Here is a 16,035-nt window from a genome sequence, read left to right on the forward strand (position 1 = left end):
CAGCCGTGAAAACCATTCAACCAAACAAACATGAAGTCCACTTCCGGCTGGCCTCATGCCCGGAATACAGTCAAGCCGGCTTCTCCGGCATCGTTTCGCTCGGAATCGCCCTGTTGCTGCTGCTGAACAGCTACGACGGGTCCGGCGCGGTCTGGAGGCCCGCCGTCTTGGCTGCATGCGCCGCCTATCTCGTTTTTGGGCTGCTGCAGTTAGCAGTCAGGTTCCTGATCAAAAGAGACCTGCTTCGCAGCGGCGAGCTGCGGCGGGCCACGCGTCGATTAGGCTACGTGCTGCTGCTCAGCTTGCTGACAGCCAATATTTTCGTCGGGACCGCGGCTTTCCAGCTCATCAAACGCAAGAAAAGCGCCGCCTATACGTTGGCCTTTTATACGCTGCTAACGACCTTGTTCGTCTTTGCCGTCTCGGCCTTGAACGTATTCAAGCCTTACGTCGCCAATACGTTCCTGCAAGGCATGGCATTGCTCATCGTGGCAGCCGTGCTCCAACTGGTCGCCTTGCTGCTGGTGGCGCGCTATGCAGAGGACAAGATTTTGCCCAAGTGGATGTGGATTGTCGCCATCGCGCTGTTGGCGACCGCCGTAACAGGCAATCTGTTTGCCCTGTTCCTCGGCCTCCTGCTGATCGCCAAGCTGCGCGACAAGGAACAGCTGTCGGACTCGAAGCTTCACCATGCCGTCGAGCGCCTGTCCAGAAGCTCCACCTCGATGCTCGGCCTGTTTTTTATTTGCTTCCTGCTTACCATCGCCGTGTGCAGCTACCTGACGTTCGATTACGGAATGGCGATTGAGAACAACTACGGGGCGATTTTGCAAGCTCCGAGCTTGGCTTACCCGCTCGGCACCGACAATTTCGGACGCGACCTGTTCTCCCGAATCGTATTCGGCGCGCGGATCTCGCTGTTCGTCGGCTTCTTGTCCACGCTGATCCCCGTCGTCGTCGGGGGGATATTGGGCGCGATCTCCGGCTATTTCGGCCGGCAGACAGATAACGTGATCATGCGGGCGCTCGACATCCTGTACGCCATTCCGGGCATCCTGCTCGCAATTGCGATCATCGCGGCATTCGGCGCCAACACCATGAATCTCATTCTCGCGCTGAGCGTCGGAGCGATTCCCGCTTACGCCCGGACGATGAGGGCGAACGTCATGCTCGTCTCGACGCTCGAATACGTGCAGGCGGCGCGGGCTTTCGGCTCCGGCGATCTATTGATTCTGTTCAAGCATATCATTCCCAACTCGATCTCTCCGATGATCGTCAAATCGACGCTGACCATCGGCAGCGCCGTCATCTCGACCAGCAGCTTGAGCTTTCTCGGGCTCGGCGTCGAGCCGCATATCCCGGAGTGGGGCAACATTCTCAAGGTCGGCAGCGCTTATCTGGAGTCGCATTCGTTTACAGCAATTTACCCGGGTCTGGCGATCATCGCGCTGGTCCTCTCCTTTAACTTCTTGGGAGATGGGCTCCGCGATGCGCTCGATCCGAAGCTGGAGTAAGGCTGCCGGTCATGGCAAGCAACGTATTCGGAATCCTCATCCATACTCTATCTCCTGTTCAGATGTTTGAATCTTGCAGGGGCGATAAATGAATGTGTGTGAGTTCATAATTTCAAAACTTATTTTCACCAGGAGGGACTTCCATTGAAGAAAAAGGGGAAATTGCTCATTCCGGCGATTCTTGGCGTATCGCTTATGCTGAGCGGGTGTACTTTAACAACCAAGGACGAACAGGCGCAATCCAAACCATCGTCAGAGCAGCCGGCGGGCGACAGCAGCCGAGTCGATATCGAACTGCTCGCTATGAGCTCCGGAGAGGCGGACGTCAACATCATCCGCGATCAACTGACCAAGAACGGTTTCAACGTAAAACTGAACCTTCAACCGGACTATGGCTCGTTCAAGGCACAGCAGGACGCAGGCAATTACGACATCTCCCTGTCGGGCTGGACCACGGTAACCGGCAATCCGGATTACGCCGTGCGCTCGCTGTTCAAAACGGGCGGCGACTACAGCATTGTGGCCGACAAGGAAATCGACGATTTGATCGAGAAAGCTTCGACACAGACGCAAGGAGAGTACAAAGATACGTACAAACAGCTTGAGCAAAAGCTGGTGTTCGACAAGGCGTATATCGCGCCGCTGTACATCTCCGTCAAATCGCAGGCTTTTAATCAGGAGGTTCTGAAAAAGGATTCCGTACGGCTGTCGAAATCCCGATCCCTCCCATGGGAAGAGCTGGATTTCAAAGATGAGGGGAAACGCGCGAAAGACCCGATTATCCTGCAATCGACGCTGCCGACCTTGACGTCGCTCGACCCGATCAAAGGAAACGACGGTTCGATCAACATCATCAATACCAACATGTACGTGCGTTTACTCAACCTGACGGATGACGACAAGCTGACCGCCGAAGGCTCCCTGTCGTATAACTTCGCCATCGCTGAAGGCAATACCGACTATTACTTCATCCTGCGGGACGACATCAATTTCGCTCAAATCAAGGATAAGCTGGCCGTCGATACGGGCGAGCGCGTAGGCGCAGACGATGTCATTTTCTCCCTGCTGCGCGCGAAGGACAAAAATTCGGTGCCGAACCATCGAACGTACACGCTGCATGAGCACATCAAGAACGCCGAGCTCGTGACCGACCCGGCTATTCTGGAATCGATCAAGCAATCCGGCAGCTCCGAAACAGTGAAAAGCGGTCTGGAAAAGGGCCTGGGCGCCAAAATCTCCGCGCTGGTCTCGGACAAGAAACAAGCCAACAGCAAAGAAGGCAAATATCAGGTCGTGAAGCTGACGACGACCAATCCGTTCCCGCAAGTGCTGAACTACTTGGCTCACCAATCGGCGGGCATCGTGTCCAAGAAGCAAGTCGAGAGCATCAACACGTATGATGTAACCAAATTCGACGTCAACAAAGACATCCCGTACGGCGATCAAAACACGGTAACCGAAGGCGCAAAATACAACAACACCCTGTTCACGAGCGGTCCGTACATCCTGTCTTACAAGAACGATTACGAAGCGATCTTCCTCAAAAACCCGGCTTACATGGCGGGCACGAAGCACGAACCGAAGGTAAACAACATCAAGATCCGCTTTATCAAAGAAGCCGATAGTTCGCTATCCGCGCTGCGCAGCGGCGAGATTCACCTGTTCTATAGCGTGCCGGAGACGAAGTTCGACATTGTCAAAAGCGACAGCAAGCTCTCATTGCAGACACTCCCGAGCAACGCCGTCTCGTACCTGCTGTTCAACACGAAAAACCGTGAAGTGGCGAAAAGCGCCGATTTGAGAAAAGCGGTGCTCTACTCCATCAATCAAGACGAGTTCCTTGCTTACTACAAAAACAATAAATTCAAAGCCATATCGACGGTCAGCCCGATCGTCCAAACCGGCCTTGAGCTCAAAGCCGATGCCGGCAAAGCCAAAGAGTTCTTGAACGCCTACAAAGCTGGCAAAAAATAAGGATTTCAACGATAATGAAAAGAGACTGCCTCAACCGGGCGGTCTCTTTCTTCACAAACTTTCGAACGCCTATAACTAAGGAGCGATCATCCATGTCTTCTTCCGATAAAAGTAAAGCCAAGCTGTCGCAATGGGACGCCCTCATGCTGGAATCGTTAAATGCACACGCTTGGTCCAAGGAGGAGCGGCTTCGCCGTATCCATGCAGGCGAGCTGCCTCAGGACGAGAGCAAATTCAAGTTCGACTACAAGCTGCTGACCGCGTCGGCCGCGAGCGATCCGACCGTCTTCGAAGAGGCCGTCTACAACGGCTACCAGATCAAGTTCAGCACGCTGCGGGGCATCTCCAGCTGGATTCTGCTCGCCTTGGGCGTGGAAGCCGAGCTCAGCTTGGAGCCCGGACAAGAGTCGGTCTCCGCCAAGCTGAATTTGGAGGAGCGCGACCGTCTGGCTTCGACGCTGTCGTTCGGCTGGGTCATTCACGGCGAGCATACAGGAGCAGCCGACGAGAAGTCGGCCTACCGCATCGAGCCGCTGAACCGGTTGTAACGAAATATGCACGACGATGTGCTAAAGCAGCGAGGCCGCCGATATCGTTTTCTCGGCAGCCTCGTTTTCGTGGATTTTGACCATTATCCTATTTCGAAGCAGGTGTATACTCACTCACTTCATAAGTGAGAATCTTATCGAAGATGACATAATCTTTCCTGCTTTTGAATGGTCCCTTGTTGTTGTCATGTTTATCAATCGCATAGGATGCCGAACCCGTTCCCGCGGCTTTTCCTTCATACCAACTGATGAATGCTTGTACTTCCGACATGGACAGGTCGAACTCTTTTTCAAGGCCGGTATCCAAGGTAACAACCAGAAGGGCCCGCTGACTTACTTGGGCTTGCGGGGTTACGGAAGCTTCATTCGAGTTGCCGCTTTCGCCTGCCGCATGTAAAGCTGTCACAACATAATAGTAGGTTGTGCCGTTGGTTACGGCTGTGTCCGTGTAGGATGTGCCATATACATTGCCGGCAACGGTCGTATAAGGACCGCCCGGTGTTGTGCTTCTTTTCACATTATAGCCTTTGGCATTCGGTACAGCGCCCCATGTTAATGTTACTTTTGCATGTTCCGGCTTTGCCTGCAACTGCTTCGGCTCCAAAATCATGCCCAGCAATTGCCCGGAGGCGTCGATATCTACCGCATCCAGCGTCAAATATCCTGTTGTCGGCGCAACTCTCGATATTTTAACCGTGTGCACTCCGCTGGACAAACCGGTCTTCTCGAAGACCAAGGCTTGGTAAATGAGATTGTTGGAGCTTTCCGTATAAGTATAAGAAACGCCGTCGATCGTAATTTTATCCAAAGGGTCCCGTCCAGCATACATTTGAGTGATAATTCTTATTTTCGAACCGGTAAATCTGAATTCAATCTCCGCTTTGGGATCAACGGAGTAGGATGCGGTACCGTTGTAGTTTCCGGCTTGACTGGCTCTCGGGTTGGTGTAATTGGAATAAACAATCTGCGGAGCCGTATCGTCGAATCGCTGCCACCCCTCTTCGGGTTTGGTGAGAGGTGAACCGAGCGTCGCTGCAAAAGCCGAAGAAGCCGCAAACATGGTCAAAATGAAAAACAAGAATAAACCCGCCAGCTTTTTCAAAGAAATCTCTCCCTTTTTTTCTATTTCAATCAGACAATACCATTTATTTCATTTCATCACCAAACATTAATTTACTTATTTTTCTAATTATGTAATGTTCATAGTAAATTCACTTTCTATGAAAAACACCAGTCCCCCAACCGATACAGCAATTGGGGGACCAACGTCAAATGAACCTTATGAGTATCACTTCAAAGCCGTAACCAACCGTTTCACTTCACCCGAAGGGGTCTCGATCACCTCGTATATTTTCATCGTCAGATTGGTCTCCATCTGATCCGCTCCCGGGAGCCCGTCGACCGTCAGCTTTTGCCGGCCGGAAACCAAGCGGTTCGGCCCGACGAACGAATAGTACTGATACCCGATCGTTCTCCCCAGTCCGTCTTCAAGCTCGACTTTCATTTTGGAGAAGCTGGGGTCCGCGATCATTTGCGCGTCCTTCGTTACGTCCAGATTGAGGACAAGCTTGTACGTATACGCCATCGCGTTCGTAGGCGTCTGCGTTACGTACGGGAACAACGTCCAGTCTTTGAGATGAACCGTATACGGGTAAAAAGACAGCTTGGACGAATCCGATTGGTTCGATGACTTGACGACCACGGACGCAATCGACGTTTGGTAAGGGGCGGCAGATTTGTCGTCCAGCAGCCTCAAGTTAAAAATTTCCGCCGTTTCAGACGTCGGGAACACGAAAACATAACTGACGGCGGAACCGGTTCCCGGCATCAGCTCTTTGAGCGTATAATTTTGTCTGCTGCCGGAGTATCTGCTGCCTTCTTTGCCGGACAGTTCCGCTCCGAAAGCCGGAATCGGAATGGGGCGCTCCCCTTTATTCGTTAATTTAAACTTGGCAATGGCCGTTTTATACCCGTCCCCACTGTTCTCGCCCACATACAGATCCGTGACGGACACCTCCAGATTCGGATCGATGTAGTTGTTCCACTTGTCAAAAGCAATCGGCGTATTCATCCGGTATTCGTTCGGTGTCGATTCCACTTCTCCCGCTCCCCGATTCGGGAACCGGATCGCTAATTTGCCTACGGAAAAATGAACGGCTCCGGCTGCCCCCTGCTCGCCCGGTGCAACGAATTGCTCGGAGGCTAACACGTTGAGGCTGTTGATCTCCCCGTTAAAATCCATATCCGTCGGAATCGCATAATAAATGAATCGCTTCTTGCCAGGCTCCAGAGCAATTGCTTCCTTCTCCACCCGGTTGCCGTGGTAAATCTGCTGCGCGGTTTTGGCATCCAACGACAAGGCAGGGATCGTTTCCCGCTGCTCCGAAGGATTCTCAACCAGCAGCTTAACCAACATTTCGATTCCTTGCGGTGTATGACTCTTGGTATAGCCTATGGGAGTATACAGCAATTGGGAATCGAGCGTAGGAATCCGGAACGGTTCCCCCCAGTCCTTGACCGCCGCCGGATTCATCTCGGAGTAGCTTCCGTTCCAGAGCATCGAAGCGACGGGAATCGAAGCAAGCACCTTTTCTTTCTTGGGATATACGTTCAGATCCACATCGACCAGCAGCAGCTCTGTCGGTTGAACGGCAGTTTTGCGCTCAACCACTTTCATATAGCTGAGCTCTTCTTTGGATTTGGGCTCGATGCTGCGCGGATTCGAACGGCTGGATTGCAGAATGTATTCAAGGCCGCCGGCGCTTTTCAACCGCAGCTCATGATCCGGAACGCGGACAATCGTATCGCTATCGTTATAGAGCCGGATGACCGCGCCCAATTGAACGCCGCTTGACGTTTTCTCGTTTAATACGCTTTTCACCTCGACCCGCAGCGATTTGGCGATAGCATAAGACTCTACCTGGGCCGGTACCTGCTGTACTTCAAGAGCCGAGACAAAGCCGGGCTGATAGACGAGTGCGGCCGAGACGGTGAATGCCACCAAGAGTTTTTTCCAGTTCCTAGTCATTGGCTTCCTCCCAATTCATATGTCGATACGAGTTCGGCGCGCCGCTTCTGACGACGATCCCGCCACTCGGCAAGCTTTAAGTACATCGTCGGAACAACGATTAACGTCAGCAGCGTAGAGAAGATAAGACCGGATATGATACATACGGCCATCGACCGCCACATGCTGCCTCCCATAAGGGCCATAGGCAGCATTCCCCCGATCGCCGCAGCGGACGTGAGCAGAATCGGCCGCAGCCTTGCCCGGCCTGACTCGGCGATGGCATCGTACAAGGTTGCGCCTTCCTTGCGGGCGTCTTCGATAAATTCAATCAGCACGATGCCGTTACGAACGACGATGCCGGATAAGCTGATCAGTCCCATCAGCGCCATAAATCCGATCGGTGCGCCGGTTACGAACAAACCGATCAAAGCGCCGCCGAGGGCTAAATAGACCGTCGACAAAATCAAAACCGGCGTGGACAGCGAATAGAACTGCATGGCAATGACGGTATAGATCAGAAGCATAACGATAATGGATAGTTTGCCAATCGAGATAAAAGCCGCATTGCGCTCTTGATCTTCGCCCCCGTATTCGATCTTATAGCCGTCCGGCAAGTGAATATCCTTGATCGCTTTGGTCAGATCATTCTGAATGTCCGAAGCCAGACGCCCGTCGGCATAGGATTTGACCGTGATTGTTTTGGTCAAATTGCGGTGCTGAATGGCATTGACCATCTGATTGCGTTCAAAGTTCACAAACTCCTTCACAGGGTACAGCATCCCGGTTTGCGAAGGCACAAAAACATTCTCAAGCGCTTCATAATGGGAGACGTTCTCGTCTTCGCTGTACAAGGTAACATCGATCAGCTTATTGCCGATCTGGATATCCGTCGCTTTCACGCCTTCGGTAGCTAGACGCATCGAAGCGGACAAATCTTTTTCGGTCACGCCGTAAAACTGCGCCTTGTCTTTATCCAACTGCAGATCGGCCGTTGGCATCGGCGCGCCTACATCATCCTTCACATTGACAGCGCCCGGAATGCTTCTCAGCTTATCCTGAACTTGTTGAGATAAGGAAGTCAGCTCCAACAAATCCGATCCGCTGATTCGGACGGCGATCGGAGCTCCGACCGGAACCCCTTGCTCCAATTCTCTGATCATGATCCCGGCATTGGGGAACATATGGCTGAGCTGTTTGCGCCATTGGGGAACGAGCTCCTTCGTATGGGCTTTGGATTCGTCCAGACTGACGAACAATTGTCCGAGTCTTGTGCCGTACGATACGTTTTCCGAATAATAGAACCGGGGTGCCGTACGCCCCGTATAGGCAGAGACGGCGCGAACCCCTTCCTGCTGCTCGGCCCAGGCCGACAAGTTTTTCATCGTATCGACCGTTTGCTCGTAATAGCTGTCTACGGGCATTTCCACATCGACCAAAAACTCCGTCCGCTCGGCGCTCGGAAAGTATTCTACCCCAAGAAACGGCAGCAGCCCGTAGCTGGATGTGCCGATGATCAAGGCCGTCATCCCCGTAAGCACCGGCTTCTTCAGCAAGCGGCGAATTTGCTTTTCATAAAAAACGCTTAAGCGCTCAAGAGCTCCTCCCATAAGCCCGGGCGGCTTTCCGTAATCCGCAGACTTCTTCCGGCGCAGCTGGCGTTCGGTGGACCACTGGCGGTAAATCGGGACAATGGTCAGAGACATGAGCATGGATGCCGCCAGCGTAAGGCTGATCACCACCGGAATCGGCCGTATGAAATCACCGATGTTGCCTTCCAGGAAGAACAGTGGAAAAAATGCCGCCGCCGTGGCCAAGGTAGCGGTGAGAATGGAAATGCCCACTTCCCGGCTGCCTTTCAGCGCCGCATCGTAGGGCCGGTCGCCTAACTGCAGCCTGCGTTCGATGTTGTCATTGACCACGATGGCGTCGTCAACCAGAATCCCGAGCACGATCACAAGCGCTGCGATGGTGATTTGGTTCAAGTCAATCGAGGTCATCATCACGGGCAGAAACCCGATGGCAATCGAAATCGGGATCGCCAAAGAGACTACGACGGCTGTGTTCAATCTCAGCCCCAGGGAACAAACCAGAACGACTACGACCATCCCGATGATCAGTTCTTTGCTCAATTGCTTAAACAGCTTATCGACGCTTTCCTTTTGCGTGAACAAGGATACCATGGCGACGTCGGACGGAAGCTGCGCTTTGAGGCCGGCCGTTTCCTCATCGATCCTCTGCTGCAGAGACGGAACGTCGACTCCCTTCTCGGCATTGATCACGATATCTACCGAAGGCTTGCCGTTGTAGAATACTTGTTCATTGACCTTCTTCGTACCCATTTTCACTTCGGCCACATCTTTAAGCTTCACCGAAGGCCCTTGCTCGGGGGACCGGAAGATGACCGTATCCGCAAGATCGCTTGCCGATTTCCACTCTCCCGTCAACTGAACGTAAATGCGCTGGTTGTCCTTTTTGACATCTCCAATAGGAATCCGGTCGTGCGTATTGGTCAGCGACTGCAGCACAACACCCCATGGAAGTCCAAAGCCCTCAAGCTTCTTCTTATCGAGGACCACTTTCATTTCCTTCTCGGGCAAGCCGACAATCTGCACGTCGCTGACGCCGGAGATCGTGCGAAGCTGTTCTTTCCAGATATCCGCGACCGGACGCAGCTTCTCCATGTCTTCCGGACGATCGATGACCAGATGTACGATTTGAGCTGCCGTCTTGACCAGATCGTCATCCACTTCCGATTGGTAGGCTTCCGCCGACAATTTGCTTCTCGCGGCTTGCACCTTTTGCCGTAAGGTGTCCCACGCTTTCTTGTAATCGACGTCAGGTACTAGCTCTACGGTAATGAGCGAGACATTGACCTCGGAGGTCGATTCGATCTTTTCGATATGCTGCATTTCTTTGATCGCTTCTTCTAGCGGCTTCGTCACAAGCTGCTCCACTTTTTCCGGGGATGCCCCGGGATAGATCGTTTTGACCAGCGCGACGGAGGTCGTGATTTCGGGATTTTCCCGCTTTTTCAAGGTCGCAAGGCTAAAAAAGCCCACGAACACAAGCATGATGAAAAACAACAGCGTAATTTTCTTGTATTTCAGCGCTTTGGCAATCAAGCCATGTCATCCCCCTTCAACAGCCCGGCTATGTAACGTATGGCTATTCGACCACTTTGACTTTATCGTTATGCTTTAACTGATGCTGTCCGGTAATGACCAGCGCCTCGTCCACATGCAGTCCGTTCAAAATTTCCTGCTGATCCTTTTTGGTGCGGCCTGCCTTTACTTTACGTTTCTCCACCTGATCTCCGTTCGCGACAAAAACATACGCTTCCCCTTCTTCTCGAACGATGCTGCTGACAGGAACGGCAATCGTTTCCTGCTGCCCGTCTTCGGCGAGAACCAGCTGTACGCGCATGCCGGATTTCAGGCGTCCGTCCTCATTCGGAACTTCCAGCTCCAGCGTGTAGGTTTTCGTCTGGGTATTCGCCACGTTGGCCAAGTAGCTGATTTTTCCCGTAAATTTATCGGGCGTATCCGGGATGTAGAAGGGCAGCTCTGTTTTTCCCTGCACGTGGGTCAGGCTCGTGTCGGTCAATTCGGCCCGAATCTTGATCGGGCTCTGCTGCTGAACGATGCCGATTTTCGTTCCGCGGGCCAAGACCATGCCTTCCAGAATAGGCATCTCGACAAGGACGCCGTTGGCTGGAGCTTTCACGTCGTAGTAGGTGATGCTGCGTTCGACGTCTTGCAAGTTAATTTCATTGGCCTGGATCTGTAACTGAAGCGCAGCGAAGGAATTGCTATTTTCCAGCGTTTCGAGTTTTTTCTGCATGATCTCCAAGCCCCGCCGCATTTTGTTCACCACGGTCTCCATCTGCTCCATTTGCTTCTTGTCGGCGAGTCCGCGATCGTAATTGTTGCGGATCGTGTTGTATTCTTTCTCGGTGTCGGTTAATTCTTGCTTCGCCGTCTCGATATTGTAGACAAGCTCCGTCCTGCCGTCTTCGAAATCTTTTTTGGCTTTGGACAGCTGTTCTTGCAAGCTGCTTTGTTCATAAAGCAATTTTTGTTTTTGCCTTAAAATATCTTTCTTGTCCAGCTCCACAATCACATCATCTTTATTGACCTGCGCCCCCCGCTTCTTCACAACGTTCAAAACGTCACCGTCCGTCTTCAGCACGACATCCAACTGCTGCGAAGGAATGACCTCCGCGACCATTTCCTTGGTTCCTTCCCAGCGTTGTTTGGCCACTTTCATGGTTTTGACGGTTTTTAAGGCCGCCGGCTCAGCCGCTTGTATTACTGCGTCCGAAGGCGAAGAGCCCTGCGAGCAGCCCGCAAGCATCACGGTAACCATCAGGAAGACGACGCCCAGCTTTTTAGTAAAGGTATTGCCCGGATTTTTGGGCCGAAAAAATTTCTCGATGAATCGCATATTGTCACTCTCGCTTCCCCATCTCTGTACTATGAGTACTATAATATTTTTTTGGGTACTCACGCTCTTTATTATACCGACATTTTCCATCCTGTAAAGCTTAAAATTACGGGCGGCCGACCTGCGCATAAAACAAAAAAAGCCGAATCGCCTCCCGACAACCCGCAAGGTTGCCGTTCTGCCGCTCAGCTTTCATGAATGGAAACGCTATATTTTTGCCTTAATTCTCTTTTGAAATTCCATGCAGGATGATGTCCACCATCGTCGAAAGAGATTCCTGCAGCGTAACCTGATTGGTAGCCAAATACGGCTGCTCGAAAATCGCTTCGAACGATGCCTGGAGAATTTGGATCAACGTCGGAACGTGCGTCGGTCGAAAGACTCCGCTGCTGATGCCGTCTTCCACCAGCTTAGTGATGATCTCCCACTCTTCGTCGATGGCTTGATCCAGTTTGCTCCACTGTTCGGGATGGTAGCGCTGCAGTTCGGCAAACAAGCGTACGTAGCTGTGTTGAAAATCCTCAGGAACAATCAAGAGAATGCCTTTCAGCTTTTCGGATATGGTCAAACTCGAGTCTTGGGTAATTTCCCAAAAACGTCTTTCAGTTTCTTCGTTTGTTTGATGAACCACGTAACCTACAAGCTCGTCCTTGGACGGAAAATGCTCGTACAGCGTGCTTTTGCTTACCCCTAAATAACTGGCCAAGTCGCTCATCGTAAACTTGATCCCTTTTTCATGAAACAGCGCGATAGCAGCTTTGGCAATCCGTTCTTTCATCCCATGTTCACCTCATGCCAAAATAGTCAGAGCCGTATCTCTTGGATACGTTTACGGTACTCCGGGTACAAAGCCTAGTTTAGCGCGTTAGGTCGCGGAGGTCAAATGGGGTTGGTCTGCCGGTGCCGGTTGTACATGATGCCCTCTACTTGAAGCTTTAAATGGTAGATATATTACTTTTATTGGTAGTTATATGACTACTTCCACTAAAAGTATTGTTAGTAATTCATCGTACATGATAGATTGAACTTGTTGCCAGATGTAAAAATTTGGAGGTGGCTCTCGTGAATACAAGTTAGCCGAATTATTGTGACGGGGTTTGAAAAATAAAAATAAAAGCGAGGGACGATATCTATGAAAAAAGTATATCTATCTGTTCTTTCTGCAATCATAGCGTTGTTTTTTACGACCACCGCATCGGCGGCAACGGGTGAAGGCGGTGTCAAATTACTCACCGACACGAATTACTACGGAATTCAAGGCTATTTCACGGTTCCGAGCGATGTTTTTGTATCCAACGACGCAAGCTATATCGCTTTTTATTTTGGCCTTGGCGATGTGTGCGAAGGAGGAATCTCTTATACTCAGAGTGAAAAATGGAAAAAATTCTTGAATTGCGGGAAGAAAAATCCTGCATCCAACAAGTCGATGCCTCTTGCCAACCAGCCAACAGCCGGAGAGCAGATCCATATTAAGCTCGTCAATAATTTGAACGACACCGCTTCCCTCTACATTAATGGAGTTGAAGCTTACACCCTGCCTGTACAAAACGCCGGTTCTTTGAAAGCCACGACGAAGGTAAAAATGGTTCATACGACCCAAGATAACCAAGACAAGAACAGATATAAAAACGCTGCATTTAATAACGTGCAAGTCCAAACCTCCAAAGGCGGACCCTACACCACGTTTCCTACGAACATAACACCTACCTTCCCGTTCCCTTCCGGCAAAGGGGACTATGAAGTTGTTAGAAGTAACCCTCTGGCAACGACGTTGAAGGCGGGGAAATAATTTCAATGATTATGAAAATGGGCCATGCCTCGAAGGTATGACCCATTTTCATGGTTTATACCAAACGTTAGAATCTTAGGGCAACCTCGCGCGCTTGTTGAATGGCCTTTTCTTTTATCGCAGGTTCTTGCTCGGGATTCGCAGCCATCCCTTCAACAAATATCCCCTCAAAGCTAGGAACTCCAACAAATTCCATAATGACCTTCAGGTGTCGGTGACCCATTTCCAAGTCTGCATTATCCGAGCCTGGTGACAAGAAGCTTCCGCTTGCTTGAATATGCACGGCTTTTTTATCACTCAGCAAGCCAACCCGGCCGATATCCGGTAAATATTTGAAGGTCTTGCCTGCTATGCAAATGGAGTCGATGTATGACTTCATAACCGGTGGATACGATAAGTTCCAAATCGGAGTAACAAATACGTATTTGTCTGCGGCAACAAATTGGTCAACCAACTCACCGATACGGCCTACTTTCATTTTCTCCGGTTCGGTCAATTTTTCAAAGGCAACCCCCTCCTTCAGCTTTCCCCAACCGCTAAAAACATCTTGATCAAGCTGCGGTATATCCATGTTGTACAGATCAAGATGGATCACTTCATCATGCGGATTTGCGGATCGATACGCATGTACGAACTCTTTACCTACTAGCATGCTGTAAGATTTTTCATCATCATGCGGATTTGCCGTAATATATAACACGGTTGCCATAAGGGAAGTACCCACTTTCATTTATTTTTTTAGTTGCGATTATTTGCCCGAAGAAACTGCAGTCACATCGAAGTGTCGGGCCGCTTCAGTAAAGATCTTATCCGCTTGTAAAGCTTGGGATGCATCGGGTACGATCATAACAGGACTGTCCATTCTTCATTTCATGTGCAGCACTCCTCTAATTTTGGTTAGAACCGTTTTTTGGCTCGTTACTATGCTGACGGATCGACCCTTGGGAAGTGTGACAACCTTTTTTCGAGAAAAGAAAAAATCAACAAATGATCGGCGTCTTGTCGCATTGTTCCGGTTTCATTCGTCAGTACTTATAGAGGCTTTTATTTTGGGCGAGGAGATTGAACGATGAACGAACAAGTTGGGTTGGCAAATACGTTCGAAGCACACCGGAATCACCTTCAAGCCGTGGCTTATCGATTGCTGGGATCGTTGAGTGAAGCGGAGGACGCCGTACAGGAGGCTTGGTTGCGTCTTAGTCGCGCGGATGGAAGAGGCATCGAGAACATGGGAGGATGGTTGACCACCGTTGTTTCACGTATTTGTCTGGATATGTTAAGATCGCGAAAATCTAGACGCGAAGAATCGATAGAAACTCACTTGCCCGATACTTTCACGAGCCAAGAAAATATCATCGACCCCGAACAAGAAGCCATATTGGCTGATTCTGTTGGTATTGCCCTGCTGGTCGTACTCGGTAATTTGAATCCTGCGGAACGCATCACGTTCGTGCTGCACGATGTCTTCTCCATGCCCTTCACTGAGATTGCTCCTATTGTAGGAAAATCGGAGAGCGCGACAAGACAACTTGCGAGCCGGGCACGCCGCCGGATTCGCGGGGAGAAAGCCATGCCGGACGCCGACTTGGATCGCCAGCGCGACGTTGTTCAAGCTTTTCTCGCGGCGGCTCACTCAGGCGATTTCGATACTCTTGTAGCTGCGCTTGATCCGGACGTTATCCTTCACGACGATCGTCAAACCGGATCTTCAAGAGTAACGCGAGGAGCGGTCGCACTAGCGAAACAAGTTTCGGGACGTGCACAGAAAGCAGCACAACTAGCCCTCGTGAACGGACAAGTAGGAATTATAGCGGCTCCACGAGGCCGATTGCTCTATGTACTCAAATTTACAGTAAATCATGGAAAAATAACCGAAGTCGACCTGATCTCCGATCCCGAACGCGTAAGCCAGCTTGATCTGGCCGTGTTGGGCGATTGAGGTCTCGAATAGCAGGGCTTTATGACACAAAAAAGCAGCTCTTATTTTTCATAAGAAGCTGCTTTATTTCTTAATCTATAGAAAATCCATTGCCAAGGTCAATCGTTTGAGTTGGATTTTGGGCCTGGTCTCCCTTCAGCCCTTGGTTTAGATGATCGATCATCTTCTGGGAAAACTTCAGCACCGCCTGCAGCTCCGTTTCCGAAAAGGAGTCCAAAATGCTTAAAAATCGGCGATCGATCTTTGCGTGCATCGCTTCGTGAGCTTCGAAAACGTGTCTGCCCTTGGACGTAAGACTGAAGTACACTTCTTTTTTGTTGTCGTTCAGTCGGCTTCGCTTGATGTATCCTTCCGCATGCAGCTTGGTGCTGATTTTCGTAATACTCGCTTTCGACAAATTCATCTTTTCGGCAATGGACGTGTTGTTAATCGGCTCGTGTTTGCCGATGCACTCGATGACGTGAATGCTGGTCAAATTGTTCGGAAACGCGGCAAGTCCCAGCAACCGCGCCTGATCGGCGAACTCGTCCAACTCGGTTTCGACCGTTTGCTCGATCAAATGAGAAAAATGGAGAAACTGACCGTAAATCAATTGCTTAAGTCCCCCGGAAGAATCCATTACGCATCCCTTTCCTTCGAAGTTTTCCATTTTGATAGGTTTACTCAAATAATATTTCACAACCGGTCATCATCTATTGCAGTAAACAGTCGAGAACGGCCACAACTCTTCTTTCTTGTCCAGCACACCGAGCCTTCGGCAATATTCACGGTCAAACATCCATTCGTAGAATGAAACGTTTCTCCCCCTCGCGAAATGA

Annotated in this window: 12 protein-coding genes; 5 read left to right on the top strand and 7 right to left on the bottom strand. The window is 50.8% G+C overall.

What is annotated here, in order from left to right; genetic code table 11:
* The first annotated feature begins 5 nt into the window (after positions 1 to 5).
* From NI000_RS19865 to NI000_RS19875, 3 genes are all read left to right on the top strand, one after another.
* Positions 6 to 1,514, top strand: a complete 1,509-nt coding sequence (locus tag NI000_RS19865) for an ABC transporter permease (RefSeq protein WP_253413186.1) — start codon at positions 6 to 8, stop codon at positions 1,512 to 1,514.
* 195 nt (positions 1,515 to 1,709) lie between these two features.
* The gene (locus NI000_RS19870; protein WP_375540989.1) at positions 1,710 to 3,488 is read left to right on the top strand and encodes an ABC transporter substrate-binding protein; all 1,779 of its coding nucleotides are present in this window, start codon (positions 1,710 to 1,712) and stop codon (positions 3,486 to 3,488) included.
* A 92-nt stretch (positions 3,489 to 3,580) separates the two neighbouring features.
* Complete coding sequence (locus NI000_RS19875) at positions 3,581 to 4,036, top strand: hypothetical protein (protein ID WP_253413188.1); 456 nt, start codon at positions 3,581 to 3,583, stop codon at positions 4,034 to 4,036.
* 88 nt (positions 4,037 to 4,124) lie between these two features.
* Here the strand turns inward: NI000_RS19875 and NI000_RS19880 are convergent, their stop codons facing one another.
* The 5 genes from NI000_RS19880 to NI000_RS19900 all read right to left on the bottom strand — a co-directional run bounded on the left by NI000_RS19880 (position 4,125) and on the right by NI000_RS19900 (position 12,267).
* Complete coding sequence (locus NI000_RS19880) at positions 4,125 to 5,138, bottom strand: fibronectin type III domain-containing protein (RefSeq protein WP_253413189.1); 1,014 nt, start codon at positions 5,136 to 5,138, stop codon at positions 4,125 to 4,127.
* Between the two features lie 186 nt (positions 5,139 to 5,324).
* On the bottom strand, positions 5,325 to 7,064 hold the full coding sequence (locus tag NI000_RS19885) for a hypothetical protein (protein WP_253413190.1): 1,740 nt from the start codon (positions 7,062 to 7,064) through the stop codon (positions 5,325 to 5,327).
* Positions 7,061 to 10,168: an efflux RND transporter permease subunit gene (locus NI000_RS19890; RefSeq protein ID WP_253413191.1), complete on the bottom strand. Its 3,108-nt coding sequence runs from the start codon at positions 10,166 to 10,168 to the stop codon at positions 7,061 to 7,063. The genes NI000_RS19885 and NI000_RS19890 overlap by 4 nt, the downstream gene beginning before the upstream one ends.
* 43 nt (positions 10,169 to 10,211) lie before the next feature.
* A complete protein-coding gene (locus tag NI000_RS19895; RefSeq protein ID WP_253413192.1) occupies positions 10,212 to 11,489 on the bottom strand; it encodes an efflux RND transporter periplasmic adaptor subunit in 1,278 nt (425 codons plus the stop codon).
* A 220-nt stretch (positions 11,490 to 11,709) separates the two neighbouring features.
* On the bottom strand, positions 11,710 to 12,267 hold the full coding sequence (locus NI000_RS19900; RefSeq protein ID WP_253413193.1) for a TetR/AcrR family transcriptional regulator: 558 nt from the start codon (positions 12,265 to 12,267) through the stop codon (positions 11,710 to 11,712).
* A 354-nt stretch (positions 12,268 to 12,621) separates the two neighbouring features.
* Between NI000_RS19900 and NI000_RS19905 the strand changes: the two genes are divergently transcribed.
* Positions 12,622 to 13,278, top strand: a complete 657-nt coding sequence (locus tag NI000_RS19905; protein ID WP_253413194.1) for a hypothetical protein — start codon at positions 12,622 to 12,624, stop codon at positions 13,276 to 13,278.
* Positions 13,279 to 13,345: 67 nt separating this feature from the next.
* Here NI000_RS19905 and NI000_RS19910 read toward each other — a convergent pair whose 3' ends face one another.
* Positions 13,346 to 13,987, bottom strand: coding sequence for an NAD(P)H-dependent oxidoreductase (locus NI000_RS19910; RefSeq protein ID WP_253413195.1), 642 nt, complete (start codon positions 13,985 to 13,987; stop codon positions 13,346 to 13,348).
* Between the two features lie 360 nt (positions 13,988 to 14,347).
* On the opposite strand from NI000_RS19910, the gene NI000_RS19915 reads away from it, so the two are divergent.
* Complete coding sequence (locus NI000_RS19915; protein ID WP_253413196.1) at positions 14,348 to 15,217, top strand: sigma-70 family RNA polymerase sigma factor; 870 nt, start codon at positions 14,348 to 14,350, stop codon at positions 15,215 to 15,217.
* Positions 15,218 to 15,287: 70 nt separating this feature from the next.
* On the opposite strand, the gene NI000_RS19920 is transcribed toward NI000_RS19915, so the two are convergent.
* On the bottom strand, positions 15,288 to 15,836 hold the full coding sequence (locus tag NI000_RS19920) for a MarR family transcriptional regulator (RefSeq protein ID WP_253413197.1): 549 nt from the start codon (positions 15,834 to 15,836) through the stop codon (positions 15,288 to 15,290).
* Positions 15,837 to 16,035: the final 199 nt, after the last annotated feature.

Source organism: Paenibacillus tyrphae, from assembly GCF_024158745.1.
Lineage (GTDB): Bacteria > Bacillota > Bacilli > Paenibacillales > NBRC-103111 > Paenibacillus_G > Paenibacillus_G tyrfis_A.

Excerpts from the sequence above, each read along its gene's own strand:
- NI000_RS19910 (WP_253413195.1), bottom strand. The coding sequence starts at position 13,987 with ATGGCAACCGTGTTATATATTACGGCAAATCCGCATGATGATGAAAAA.
- NI000_RS19885 (WP_253413190.1), bottom strand. The coding sequence starts at position 7,064 with ATGACTAGGAACTGGAAAAAACTCTTGGTGGCATTCACCGTCTCGGCC.
- NI000_RS19905 (WP_253413194.1), top strand. The coding sequence starts at position 12,622 with ATGAAAAAAGTATATCTATCTGTTCTTTCTGCAATCATAGCGTTGTTT.
- NI000_RS19875 (WP_253413188.1), top strand. The coding sequence starts at position 3,581 with ATGTCTTCTTCCGATAAAAGTAAAGCCAAGCTGTCGCAATGGGACGCC.
- NI000_RS19895 (WP_253413192.1), bottom strand. The coding sequence starts at position 11,489 with ATGCGATTCATCGAGAAATTTTTTCGGCCCAAAAATCCGGGCAATACC.
- NI000_RS19920 (WP_253413197.1), bottom strand. The coding sequence starts at position 15,836 with ATGGATTCTTCCGGGGGACTTAAGCAATTGATTTACGGTCAGTTTCTC.
- NI000_RS19870 (WP_375540989.1), top strand. The coding sequence starts at position 1,710 with ATGCTGAGCGGGTGTACTTTAACAACCAAGGACGAACAGGCGCAATCC.
- NI000_RS19915 (WP_253413196.1), top strand. The coding sequence starts at position 14,348 with ATGAACGAACAAGTTGGGTTGGCAAATACGTTCGAAGCACACCGGAAT.
- NI000_RS19900 (WP_253413193.1), bottom strand. The coding sequence starts at position 12,267 with ATGAAAGAACGGATTGCCAAAGCTGCTATCGCGCTGTTTCATGAAAAA.